General features: G+C 32.6%; 14 protein-coding genes. 5 read left to right on the forward strand and 9 right to left on the reverse strand.

Features of this window, described 5'->3' with window-relative positions; all coding sequences use genetic code 11:
* From WNY78_RS13370 to WNY78_RS13390, 5 genes are read left to right on the forward strand one after another with little or no spacing between them, the layout of a single operon-like run.
* The gene (locus WNY78_RS13370; RefSeq protein WP_342873711.1) at positions 1-288 is read left to right on the forward strand and encodes a riboflavin synthase subunit beta; all 288 of its coding nucleotides are present in this window, start codon (positions 1-3) and stop codon (positions 286-288) included.
* On the forward strand, positions 288-2,159 hold the full coding sequence (gene mutL / locus WNY78_RS13375) for a DNA mismatch repair endonuclease MutL (RefSeq protein ID WP_342873712.1): 1,872 nt from the start codon (positions 288-290) through the stop codon (positions 2,157-2,159). The genes WNY78_RS13370 and mutL overlap by 1 nt, the downstream gene beginning before the upstream one ends.
* A gap of 3 nt (positions 2,160-2,162) precedes the next feature.
* On the forward strand, positions 2,163-2,918 hold the full coding sequence (locus WNY78_RS13380; protein ID WP_342873713.1) for a rhomboid family intramembrane serine protease: 756 nt from the start codon (positions 2,163-2,165) through the stop codon (positions 2,916-2,918).
* The gene (locus WNY78_RS13385) at positions 2,915-3,790 is read left to right on the forward strand and encodes a rhomboid family intramembrane serine protease (protein ID WP_342873714.1); all 876 of its coding nucleotides are present in this window, start codon (positions 2,915-2,917) and stop codon (positions 3,788-3,790) included. Before WNY78_RS13380 ends, WNY78_RS13385 begins: the two co-directional genes overlap by 4 nt.
* A 5-nt stretch (positions 3,791-3,795) precedes the next feature.
* Entirely contained in the window at positions 3,796-4,818 is a 1,023-nt protein-coding gene (locus WNY78_RS13390) for an endonuclease/exonuclease/phosphatase family protein (protein WP_342873715.1), read from the forward strand.
* A gap of 333 nt (positions 4,819-5,151) precedes the next feature.
* Here WNY78_RS13390 and WNY78_RS13395 read toward each other — a convergent pair whose 3' ends face one another.
* From WNY78_RS13395 to WNY78_RS13435, 9 genes are all read right to left on the reverse strand, one after another.
* Positions 5,152-5,460 (reverse strand): DUF6122 family protein, encoded by a 309-nt coding sequence (locus tag WNY78_RS13395; protein ID WP_342873716.1) that lies wholly within the window; start codon positions 5,458-5,460, stop codon positions 5,152-5,154.
* Positions 5,460-6,080 carry a WbqC family protein gene (locus WNY78_RS13400; RefSeq protein ID WP_342873717.1) on the reverse strand — a complete coding sequence of 207 codons (621 nt, stop codon included), beginning with the start codon at positions 6,078-6,080 and terminating at the stop codon, positions 5,460-5,462. The genes WNY78_RS13395 and WNY78_RS13400 overlap by 1 nt, the downstream gene beginning before the upstream one ends.
* A 24-nt stretch (positions 6,081-6,104) precedes the next feature.
* Entirely contained in the window at positions 6,105-6,383 is a 279-nt protein-coding gene (locus WNY78_RS13405) for a hypothetical protein (RefSeq protein WP_342873718.1), read from the reverse strand.
* A gap of 107 nt (positions 6,384-6,490) precedes the next feature.
* On the reverse strand, positions 6,491-8,065 hold the full coding sequence (lepB, locus tag WNY78_RS13410; protein ID WP_342873719.1) for a signal peptidase I: 1,575 nt from the start codon (positions 8,063-8,065) through the stop codon (positions 6,491-6,493).
* A 33-nt stretch (positions 8,066-8,098) separates the two neighbouring features.
* The gene (locus WNY78_RS13415) at positions 8,099-8,455 is read right to left on the reverse strand and encodes a four helix bundle protein (protein ID WP_342873720.1); all 357 of its coding nucleotides are present in this window, start codon (positions 8,453-8,455) and stop codon (positions 8,099-8,101) included.
* 13 nt (positions 8,456-8,468) lie between these two features.
* Positions 8,469-9,173 (reverse strand): 4-hydroxy-tetrahydrodipicolinate reductase, encoded by a 705-nt coding sequence (dapB, locus tag WNY78_RS13420; protein ID WP_342873721.1) that lies wholly within the window; start codon positions 9,171-9,173, stop codon positions 8,469-8,471.
* 3 nt (positions 9,174-9,176) lie between these two features.
* Positions 9,177-9,764, reverse strand: a complete 588-nt coding sequence (locus WNY78_RS13425; protein WP_342873722.1) for a DUF5683 domain-containing protein — start codon at positions 9,762-9,764, stop codon at positions 9,177-9,179.
* A complete protein-coding gene (locus WNY78_RS13430; RefSeq protein ID WP_342873723.1) occupies positions 9,754-10,653 on the reverse strand; it encodes a ParB/RepB/Spo0J family partition protein in 900 nt (299 codons plus the stop codon). The genes WNY78_RS13425 and WNY78_RS13430 overlap by 11 nt, the downstream gene beginning before the upstream one ends.
* Complete coding sequence (locus WNY78_RS13435) at positions 10,653-11,417, reverse strand: AAA family ATPase (protein WP_342873724.1); 765 nt, start codon at positions 11,415-11,417, stop codon at positions 10,653-10,655. Before WNY78_RS13435 ends, WNY78_RS13430 begins: the two co-directional genes overlap by 1 nt.
* Positions 11,418-11,545: the final 128 nt, after the last annotated feature.

Consider the following 11,545-nt stretch of genomic DNA (forward strand, 5'->3'; position numbering starts at 1 on the left):
ATGGGAATTTTAGGCAAAAGAAAAAACAAGAAATTTGATTATCAACCACGTTATTACAAAGGTGAAGGCAGTCCTTTTGAATTAAAACACAAGTTTGATGAGTATCGAGTAACCGTTGGAAATAACAACGGATTAAAAAATAAATTCGGTAATGCTATTGATGATTATAAATACAATGGTGACAAAACTGGCGCAAATCGTCGTATTTTATACATCATAGCTGCTTTAATTCTAGTTTTTTTATTTATCATAGATTTCGATTTATCAATATTCTCCCTTAAACGCTAATGGCAGACATTATTCAATTGTTACCAGATCATGTTGCAAACCAAATTGCAGCAGGTGAAGTTGTACAACGACCAGCATCAGTTGTAAAAGAATTACTAGAAAATTCTATTGATGCAGGCGCAAACTCTATTAAATTAATTATTAAAGATTCTGGTAAAACACTTATCCAAGTTATCGATAATGGTAAAGGTATGAGTGTTACAGATGCTCGATTGAGTTTTGAGCGTCATGCAACGTCTAAAATACGTTCTGCAGAAGATTTATTCAGTCTCAACACCAAAGGGTTTAGAGGTGAGGCTTTAGCAAGTATAGCAGCCATTGCTCACGTAGAATTAAAAACCAAACAAGATCAAGACGAGCTAGGTACAATCATAGAAATTGAAGGTAGCGAGATCAAAAATCAGGAAGTAACTGTTACACCAACAGGAACTTCGCTTTGCGTGAAACACTTATTTTTTAATATTCCTGCACGACGTAATTTTTTAAAATCTAATAACGTTGAGCTTAGACATATTGTCGATGAGTTTCATCGTGTCGCTCTTGCACATCCAGATATTGAATTCTTAATGTATCACAATGGCAGCGAGAGTTTTAATCTTCCAAAAAGTAATTACAGACAGCGCGTAGTTAATATCTTCGGAAATAAAACCAACGAGAAACTGGTTCCTGTTGAAGAAGAAACTGAAGTCTTAAAAATCTCCGGATTTGTGGGCAAACCAGAGTTCGCCAAACGCACTAGAACCGAACAATTTTTCTTTGTCAATAATCGGTTTATAAAAAGTCCGTATCTCAATCATGCTATAAACTCAGCTTTTGAAGGTTTAATGAAAGATGGTAGTCATCCTAGTTATTTTTTAAATCTCACGGTTGATCCAAAAAGCATTGATATCAATATTCATCCTACTAAAACCGAAATTAAGTTTGATGATGAGCATACATTATATGCTATTTTGCGTTCTGCTGTAAAACATAGTTTAGGTCAATTTAATATTGCACCAGTTTTAGACTTTGATCGCGATAGAAACTTAGATACGCCTTATAATTATGAAAATAAACGAGCGTCAACACCAACTGTAGAGGTTGATCGTACATTTAATCCTTTTCAAGAAGATAGAACAGTAACTCAGAGCAAGTCTAGTGGATCAGGTTCATCTTCAAATTACAGAAAAGAACCAGCGAAACAATGGGAAAGTTTGTATGTAGGATTAGAATCTAAAGGTACAAAAACTGATAACGATTTTAGTGAAGTTCAGTTTGAAAGTCAGCCCGAAAACGCTTCTTTGTTTAATGGTGATAAGCACGTAGAAAACAAACAAACCACGTATCAATTACACAACAAATACATTATTAGTACTATAAAATCTGGTATGATGATACTAGATCAACATCGTTCGCATCAACGAGTTCTATATGAAGGGTTACTTAAACATTTAACGGTTAAAGAGTCTGTAAGTCAGCAGCTTTTGTTTCCATTGCGTTTGGAGTTTACAGCTTCTGAAATGGATATACTTCAAAATTTAAAGGAAGATTTAGAACATACAGGTTTTGTGTTTTTATCATTTTCCGAAGGCAACATTGAAATCACAGGAGTCCCAATTAATGTGCCTGAAAGTGAAGTCTCAATTATTTTAGAACAACTCATAAGCGATGTAGAACAAGAAGTGCCAGATAGTCATTTTAGTGCTACAGATTTGTTAGCAAAATCAATGGCTAAGAGTTTGGCTATAAAAACAGGTCAAAGCTTATCGCGATTAGAACAAGAACATTTGGTAAATAGTTTGTTTGCTTGTAAAGAACCAACAGTTTCTCCTACTAATAAAGTCACGTTTATAACAATGAGTGTTGATGACTTTGATAAAAAATTTATATAAATTATGATTAGAGGTATAACAGATACAGTAAAACATTTGATTATTATAAATGTTGTAATGTTTATTGGTACACTTACCGTTGGAGGAGGGCAATTGTTTTATGAATGGTTTGCCTTATACTTTCCAGAGAATGTTTTATTTAAGCCTTGGCAGATTATAACTCATATGTTTATGCATGGAGGTCCAACTCATATTTTGTTTAATATGTTTGCGTTATGGATGTTTGGTACAGCAGTTGAAACCCAATTGGGCTCAAAGAAATTTTTATTTTTGTACATCTCTGCTGGATTAGGAGCAATGTTATTTCAGTTAGGCTATTATTATTTCAATTATTTCCCTTCATACTCAGAGTTAATAGCTTCTGGACTTACTGATGGTCAAGTGATGGAAATGTTGAAAACCAATAAAGTAGTAGGTGAGTTGACTAGTTCACAAATGAGTGCAGCACAACATGCTTATACAGCCTATAATGCAAGTATGGTTGGCGCTTCCGGTTGTATCATGGGAATTTTAGCTGCTTTTGGGATGATGAACCCTGAAGCTAAGTTGATGTTGATATTTTTACCTATACCAATAAAAGCAAAGTACTTTATTCCTGGTATTATAATACTTGATATTATTTCTGCGTTAACAGGACAATCATTCTTTAGTCCTAGTAATACAGCTTATATGGCTCACGTTGGTGGAGCAATTACAGGTTTCCTTATCATGTGGTATTGGAAAAAAACACAGTTTAATAAAAATCGTTGGGATAGATGACCTCATTAAATAACGACGTAAAAGACAAACTCAAAAATCTAAATGTTTTTGAAAAAATCATGGCTGTTAATGTCTTGATTTTTATTATTGGATGGTTGATACAAGTAATTCGCAAAATTCCGAGATCATACACCTTATCTTGGTTGGAGTTGCCAAAAGAACTTTCTGATTTTATAGTCAAACCTTGGACTTTATTTACCTACGGATTTACACATTACGATTTTTTCCATCTGTTATTTAATATGGTGGTCTTGTATTTTGTATCACGAAGTATGGTTAATTTGTTTCCGTCAAAACAGTCCTTGTCTATCTATTTCTTAGGGATTTTAGCTGGAGGGTTATCTTTTTTATTAGTCTATAATGTATTGCCTAATTCAATGTCATTAACTGTTGGTTCTTTGGTTGGAGCATCTGCAGGTGTCAATGCCTTATTAATTTTTTTATGTGCTTATATGCCAAATCGAGAAACGAGGTTCTTTTTGATCTCTATAAAACTCTGGCACATTGGAGTAGCCATAGTTATTTTTGATGTGATTGGTTTATTTGGAGCTAATCAAGGAGGTAAAGTTGCTCATTTAGGTGGAAGTTTAATAGGTTATCTCTACGCAACACAATTACTAAAAGGTAATGATATAGGTACTGGTTTTGGTAAGTTTATGGATAGTATTACGAATCTATTTAGTAAGAAATCACCACTAAAAACAGTACATAGAAGTAAGAAAAATACAATTGCAGGTCACAATAAAGAAGAATTCAACGAGTTTAATAATCAAAAGAAAATAGATCTTATTCTAGATAAAATAAGTAAAAGTGGTTACGAAAGTTTAACAAAAGAGGAAAAAGCATTTTTATTTAAAGCTGGAAAGAATTAAAATATATGAGAAAGCTTAAGCTTTACGAGAAATTCATATTTGTTATCAATTCGTTGGTTGCCTTTGCATTGCTCTTGTCTTATATCTTACCATATGTTGAGCCTAAAAAATTCGCATTTTTATCTGTTCTTAGTCTTGCAGTTCCGTTTTTAATAATCGTTAATATTTTATTTGTAGTGTATTGGTTGCTTAAAGTGAAAAAGCAATTATTAGTTTCTCTTGTAGTTTTGGCTTTAGGCTATAGCTATGTGTTTTCGCTTTATAAGTTGTCTTCTTCAAAAAATGTGGATGATAATGAAAACATCTCTGTGATGAATTATAACGTACGCTTATTTAATGTGTTTGATTGGATTAAAGATCCAAATCTAAAAGAAAACATATCTAAATTTATTTCAGAGAAAAATCCAGATATTCTTTGCATGCAAGAATATAGAACTGATCATGATGTTAACCTTCGAATCTTCCCTTATAAGTATATCGAACTTTCAGGAAATAAAGTGAAAAATGGACAAGCGATATACACCAAGTTTCCGATTATAAACTCTGGATCCATAGAATTTCCGCATACGTCAAACAACGCCATTTTTGTAGATGTTGTTAAAGGTGTAGATACTTTACGTATATATAATGTGCATTTACAATCGTCTGGAATTGATCCAACGGTTGAGAAATTATCAAAAGAAAACTCTGAAAACTTATTCAAACGTGTGAGCTCAACTTTTAAAATGCAACAGTCGCAAACCGAACAGTTTTTAGCTCACAAAAATAAATCGCCTTATAAAACAATCATCTCTGGCGACTTCAATAATACAGCCTATTCTTATGTGTACAAAGAAATAAAAGGAGACATGAAAGATGCGTTTAAACAAGCAGGAAATGGTTTTGGAAGAACTTTTGACTTTAAGTTTTTTCCTGTGCGTATTGATTTTGTTTTAGTTGATGATGCTTTTGAGATTAATGCCTTTAAGACATTTGATGTCAAGTATAGTGATCATTATCCTGTGATGGCTAAGGTGAAGGTAAAGTAGTAAACAGTGTAAAGTTTTCAGTATTTACACTAGTTTTAATTTTCTCGCAAAGTCGCAAAGGCGCAGAGTCACAAAGCTCACTCTTACGGAAATGAACTATTTTGTTATTCTTCTGAAATTTTATAACTCAAAATCAATTTCAAGAAAAAGCGAACACGAAACACTTAATTTCAAATATTTAGTATCTATTTAAAAATTAATATTTCTGAAGGAAAAATTAATCACACTTGAGTAAACTTTGCGTCTTTGTGCCTTTGCGAGAAAAAAGTATTCCATAAACAACTAACACAAGAGTAAGAGCTGAAAACTGCGACTGCGACTGAATACTTATTTTTACATCAATAAACAATCTACCCAATCTGCCAACATATGGATCAATAATCCTAATCCAACAACCCTTGTTTTTTTTATAATTGTCAAAACAACATAAACACCAATGGCATAATAGGTGTGAAGTGGATGAAAATTTATACTGCAACGTGTTGGATCAAAAATTGGGTTGGCTAGCAAATGATCTAAGTCGATTATAATTGCCGATAACATAATTAATGCAGCAATTTTCCAGTTTTTTCTAAAGAAAAGATAAGCAACCAGAATTGGGACTAGAAAATGAATTCCGTAATGGAGGATTGGTTGCAACATTACAGGTTTAGGGGTTGAGATTTAAGATATAACTCTGTATTTGGACCTTCGTTAAATAAGAGGTCTAAAATACTTAGATTGGATAAAAACCCATGTTTGTCATCAAATACTTGAGCGTATGATTTGAAGTGCTGCGGAATTTCTTTTCTGCTATTTGACAATGGTCTAGCATCTAAACTATTTTTTGGTTCTAATTCAAAAGTTGTAGTTGTTGAATACTCAAACGGAAGTTGCATACATTCAAAAACTAGCTCAAGACATTTAAAGTTGAATGCCATGATGGTATCGAATTCCGAAGTAAATAAAGGCATCAAGTCGTCAATGTAAAACTCATAAAATGGTGACGTACGATAAGCAGACTCTAAAGATTTTAAGTGTTGGGTTTGCCAGTTTTCAGTATTAAAAATTTTTACGTCTTTGTAGAGTTGTCTGTTTTTTTGAGAGTAAATCACAGGAACATTTAAATCTAGTCTTCCATTAGCTCCATAAATGGATGCACGATTACGATAGGTTTGTTTTTGATAGTTATCACAAACTTCAAATACAATATGATTTGCGTTTAGCATAGCGACAAAGTGTGCTACATTTGGGAAATATGTTGGATGAAGTACGCTATTCACTTTTAGATTTGTTGCATTATAGCGTTAGCTGTCCTGGTCTACTTGTTTATTCTCTTTGTTATATTTTTTATGTGCTATGTTTTTACTTTCTAAAATAGCATAAAATTTACGATGAGAGATTTTTAAGTCTTTAGTAATGTCTCTAACTTTTTTCTTTCCTTTTTTATAGAGGTTCAAATTTTTAGTGACTTCCTTATTAAAATAATAGTTTTTAAGTTTATCAACGACTTCAGTTTCAGAAAGATTAGAATTACTTGCGTAGCTTTCTAAGATCGCTTTGACATCAGATAAATTAGTTTTCATAATTATAATTTTTAGAGAGAATTAGTGGCATAATTGACATTTAGAAACATTCGAAATTTTAAGTATCGATAGTCTTCTAGTTCAATATAAATTTAAGAAAAATCTAATTAAGCTTTCTTTTTCTTTCTCCATGCATTAAATCCAAACCAAGCAGCCAATAAGACTAAAAACGGAATTAAATAAGACACAGGATTTCCAGATCCACCAACTGTGGTGAACCAACGTTCCCAACGCGGATTTTTAAGACCATCCCAACTCATCCAAATAAATACAGGTTTACCTACAACATGATCAAACGGTACATAACCCCAAGCACGAGCATCAATAGAGTTGTTTCTATTGTCTCCCATCATCCAATAATAATCTTGTTTAAAGGTATATGATGTTGCTGGTTGATCGTTAATAATGATTTGATTACCTCTGGTAACGATATTATTTCTTTCGTATTCGCCAATAAGTCGTTTGTAGAGTGGAAGCACTTCCATAGTTAATTGTATGGTTTCTCCTTTCTTCGGAATATAAATAGGTCCAAAATTGTCATAACTCCAATCATATCCAGCAGCTCTAGGAAATAGTGCTTTGTGATCTATCCCTTTAGGTGTTTCACTTCTGGTTATACTAGCAACATTTGGATGATTTTTAGCTTGAGCTGCAGCTTCTACTGTAGCTTCAATGATAAGTGAGTTTTGTGACGTTGGATATACATCTGTAATATCGTAACGCTTAAAACCTCCATAAATTTGTTCACTACTATAGGTGCCTTTTAATTCTACTTGGTAAGCAAATTGAAGTTTAGCACGATCTGGTAATTCATTTAGTTTTCCGTTGATGTAAACATATCCATTTCTAACCTCTAATGAATCTCCAGGAACACCTACACAACGCTTAACTAGATTTGTTTTCTTATCAATTGGTTTGTAGTAATTTCGATCTGGAGAAAATTTATTCATATCCAGAAGTGTATCTGCTGGTTGATTAAAAACCACAATATCATTACGTTCAATATCTTCAAATCCAGGAATTCTCATGTATGGCAACTGTAATTTGTTTTTCCATGAGGTTTTACGTTCTTCAAAATTATCGTCAAATAAGTAAGATTTAACATTTAATCCAGGAATTGTATCATGAACCATAGGAGTTGCAACCGTTGTCATTGGGATTCTTGCTCCATAATGAAACTTACTTACAAATAAGAAATCACCAACTAGTAAAGATTTTTCTAAAGACGAACTTGGTATTGTAAACGGTTGAATAAAATATGTGTGAACAATAGTTGCTGCAACAATTGCAAACAAAATAGAACTCGTCCAGTCACCAGAACTCGATTTAGGGTTTATGTCTCTATCTTTGATATATTCAACATCTGTAGCATAATTGAGATAAAAATTATAGAAACCTAAAGTAATAACTGCTAAAAACGTATCTAAATATTGATTTTTGCCAAAACTTCTAGCGGTTTCAACCCAAACAACTGGTAACATAATTAAGTTCACAATTGGTACAAAGAGTAGGATAGTCCACCACCAAGGTCGACAAATGATTTTCATTAATATCACAGCGTTATATACAGGAATAAAAGCTTCCCAAGCTTGACGTCCAGCTTTAACGTATAGTTTCCAAGTCCCAAGTCCGTGAATGATTTGGATAACTAGAATAAAGATTAACCATTGTGTAATTGACATATTTGTGATTGATTAATGTTGAATGATTATTGATTAATTATTGGAGCCCAATTTAGCTGTTTTTCTTGAGGAAATGAAAATTCTTGTAAGTTCGTCTGCTTCTTTTAACATAGAATTACAATTGATTCCACTTATTAATTGTTCAGTAATTGCAAATTCTATCCAGAAATGACTTTCATCTACCTCTTCAACAACGATACTAATTTTTGCAATGAAGCTATTTTTTGATTGTGCTAAACAAGCAGCTCTGTAATTTGCAGCGACAGATGTTGAGCATCTAATTAATTGACCTTTTATATGATTACCTAAGTATGAATTCGGAAATTCTAATGACAATTTAATACAATTATGAGCAAATGTTTTTGTGCGCTCTTTTAAATTATTCATCATTAATCAATCTACATTAATCATTTATACTTAATACATCTTTCATGGTGTAAACACCTTTTTTATCATGTACATATTCTGCAGCAATTACAGCGCCTAAAGCAAAACCTTGTCTGCTATGTGCTGTATGTTTAATTTGAATGCTATCAACTTCAGAGTCATAATTTATCTCATGAGTTCCTGGAACATTTTCAATACGTTTTGCAAAAATACCAATCTCATTTTGGTTTGGCGTATCTAAAGTCCATTTTTCATAATTAGATGCGTCAATTATTCCATTTGCGAGTGTAATAGCTGTTCCGCTAGGTGCATCTAGTTTTTGCGTATGATGAATTTCTTCTACGGAAACTTTATAATCTGGCAGTTTAGCCATTAATTTTGCCAACGTCTTATTGAGTTCAAAAAAAATGTTGACACCTAAACTGAAATTTGAAGCATACAAAAATGTGCCTTTTTTAGATTCGCAAAGCGATACAATCTTTTCATAATCGTCCAACCAACCTGTCGTTCCAGAAATTACCGGAACATTTTGCTCTAAACATTTTGAAATATTAGCAACAGCCGATGTTGGCAGACTAAAATCTATAGCAACATCACAATTTTGGAGTTCGATACTTTCCGAAGCACTTGATACTTTTAGCATAATACTATGACCACGTTCTAACGCAATGGTTTCAATAGCTTTACCCATTTTTCCGTAGCCTAACAATGCAATTCTCATACTTTAGAATTTGAAATTAAGCGTTAAGCCTAAATTGGTGTTATTTTCCATTTGGTTGTACTTAAAATGTGGTCGAAAAGATAGGTCTTCATCAACATTAAATTGGAGTAAATGTGCATCTACATTAGCATCAATAATGTTTAACGCGTACATTCCTATGGCAACCAATAATGCTAGTTCTTTGTTACGACGTAATGTTTGCTGTGCTCTAATGAGTCCATCTTCAGATATGTTTTGAAATTGATCATCATCAAATCCAGCTAAACGTCTTTTATAAGCATCTCTATATAAATTGAGGTCTCTATCATTTTGGATATAGAGATAAACCGGAATACCAATGGCAGCATAAACCAATGGAATTTTCCAATATTTTTTATTGTAAGCTTGACCTAAACCAGGAAGCACAGCAGAGTAGAAGGCTGCTTTTGAAGGTGCTAGTACATCTAAAGGTGCTCTTTTCTTCATTGAAATAGAGTCTTGAACGACCATTAAACCTGTGTCTACTTCGTCAGCTTTTTTATCATCTTGTGCAAATGTTATAGTACTGAAAAGGAGAAAGAAAAGACTGGTATAGACTAATTTATTTAGCACTTTGAACTAGTTTTTTTATACGATTAAAATCTTCTTCAGAATGAAACGGAATCGTAATTTGTCCTTTGCCATTCTTTGACACTTTAACGTTAATTTTGTGGCCAAAGTATTCTGAAAATTCTTTTATGCCTTTTTTAACAAATTTAGGCAGTTGTTGGGATTCGGTAGTTTTTTTAGTTGAAGGATTGTTGTAATTCTTAACTAATGCTTCAGTTGCTCTAACCGATAATTTATCTGTAATAATTTTCTCGTAGATGTCTAATTGATCATTTTGATTTTCTATATTAATCATAGCACGACCATGACCCATAGAGATAAAACCATCACGCATTCCAGTTTGTATAATAGGATCTAACTTTAATAAACGTAAATAATTAGCAATTGTTGATCGTTTTTTACCAACGCGTTCACTCATTTGTTCTTGAGTAAGCGCTATTTCATCAATTAAACGTTGATATGACAAGGCTATTTCAATAGGATCTAAATCTTGACGTTGAATATTTTCTACCAATGCCATTTCTAACGACTCTTGGTCATTAGCAATTCTAATATATGCAGGAATTGTAGTTAAACCAATGAGTTTTGATGCTCTAAAACGTCGCTCACCAGAGACTAATTGAAATTTATTGAAATCTAATTTTCGTACAGTAATTGGTTGAATAACTCCAAGTTCTTTAATTGAAGAGGCTAATTCTCTTAGCGTTTCTTCATTAAAATTAGTTCTTGGTTGAAACGGATTTATTTCAATAGCATCCAAATCTAATTCAACGATGTTGCCAATAATAGTATCAGCGTTTTTATCTTGAGCAGATTGTATATCATTAGAAGGGTCTTTCAACAATGCTGATAAACCTCTACCAAGTGCTTGTTTTTTTGTTGCCTTCGCCATTATGCGTTTTTATTTATAATTTCTTTAGCTAAACTTAAATAATTGGTTGCACCTTTACTACTTACATCATATTTTATAATACTTTCTCCATAACTAGGCGCTTCACCCAATCTCACATTTCTTTGTATGATGGTTTCAAAAACCATATCGCTAAAATGCTTTTGTACTTCTTCTACCACTTGATTAGATAAACGTAAACGAGAATCAAACATTGTTAATAGCAAGCCTTCGATGTCTAGATCTTTATTATGTATTTTTTGAACGCTCTTTACTGTGTTTAATAATTTACCTAAACCTTCTAATGCAAAATATTCACATTGAATTGGAATAATAACAGCATCTGCTGCAGTTAAAGCATTTAATGTTAGTAATCCAAGAGAAGGAGCACAATCTATTAAAATGTAATCATAAGATGTTTTTAAGTGAGCTATTGCTTTTTTAAGCATATACTCACGATCTTCTTTATCTACAAGTTCTATTTCTATGGCAACGAGATCAATATGTGCAGGTATGATATCTACATTTGGAGAATCTGCTGCAATGATACATTGCTCTGCTGTTGCTGTATGTTCTAGTAATTGGTAGGTTCCAACTTCAACTTGTTCTACATCAATCCCTAGACCAGATGTAGCGTTGGCTTGAGGATCTGCGTCTATAAGTAAGACTTTCTTTTCTAATACACCTAAAGAAGCTGCTAAGTTGACAGAAGTTGTTGTTTTACCAACGCCTCCTTTTTGATTGGCAATTGCAATGATTTTACCCATTAAATGATTTGGTTTAATTATAGAACTTATTTAAACTTTTTCAATTTGCTTAAAAATTGTTGTTTTCAACCCTGTATTTGTCTTTTTTTCCTTCCGTAGACTAGCTATGCAACTCAAAAATGACTTCT

The organism is Psychroserpens sp. AS72, from assembly GCF_038900375.1.
Taxonomy (GTDB): domain Bacteria; phylum Bacteroidota; class Bacteroidia; order Flavobacteriales; family Flavobacteriaceae; genus Psychroserpens.

What these genes read in the sequence shown, in the direction of transcription:
- WNY78_RS13370 (WP_342873711.1), top strand. Translation starts at nt 1, where the DNA reads ATGGGAATTTTAGGCAAAAGAAAAAACAAGAAATTTGATTATCAACCA.
- mutL (WP_342873712.1), top strand. Translation starts at nt 288, where the DNA reads ATGGCAGACATTATTCAATTGTTACCAGATCATGTTGCAAACCAAATT.
- WNY78_RS13380 (WP_342873713.1), top strand. Translation starts at nt 2,163, where the DNA reads ATGATTAGAGGTATAACAGATACAGTAAAACATTTGATTATTATAAAT.
- WNY78_RS13385 (WP_342873714.1), top strand. Translation starts at nt 2,915, where the DNA reads ATGACCTCATTAAATAACGACGTAAAAGACAAACTCAAAAATCTAAAT.
- WNY78_RS13390 (WP_342873715.1), top strand. Translation starts at nt 3,796, where the DNA reads ATGAGAAAGCTTAAGCTTTACGAGAAATTCATATTTGTTATCAATTCG.
- WNY78_RS13395 (WP_342873716.1), bottom strand. Translation starts at nt 5,460, where the DNA reads ATGTTGCAACCAATCCTCCATTACGGAATTCATTTTCTAGTCCCAATT.
- WNY78_RS13405 (WP_342873718.1), bottom strand. Translation starts at nt 6,383, where the DNA reads ATGAAAACTAATTTATCTGATGTCAAAGCGATCTTAGAAAGCTACGCA.
- lepB (WP_342873719.1), bottom strand. Translation starts at nt 8,065, where the DNA reads ATGTCAATTACACAATGGTTAATCTTTATTCTAGTTATCCAAATCATT.
- WNY78_RS13415 (WP_342873720.1), bottom strand. Translation starts at nt 8,455, where the DNA reads ATGATGAATAATTTAAAAGAGCGCACAAAAACATTTGCTCATAATTGT.
- dapB (WP_342873721.1), bottom strand. Translation starts at nt 9,173, where the DNA reads ATGAGAATTGCATTGTTAGGCTACGGAAAAATGGGTAAAGCTATTGAA.
- WNY78_RS13430 (WP_342873723.1), bottom strand. Translation starts at nt 10,653, where the DNA reads ATGGCGAAGGCAACAAAAAAACAAGCACTTGGTAGAGGTTTATCAGCA.
- WNY78_RS13435 (WP_342873724.1), bottom strand. Translation starts at nt 11,417, where the DNA reads ATGGGTAAAATCATTGCAATTGCCAATCAAAAAGGAGGCGTTGGTAAA.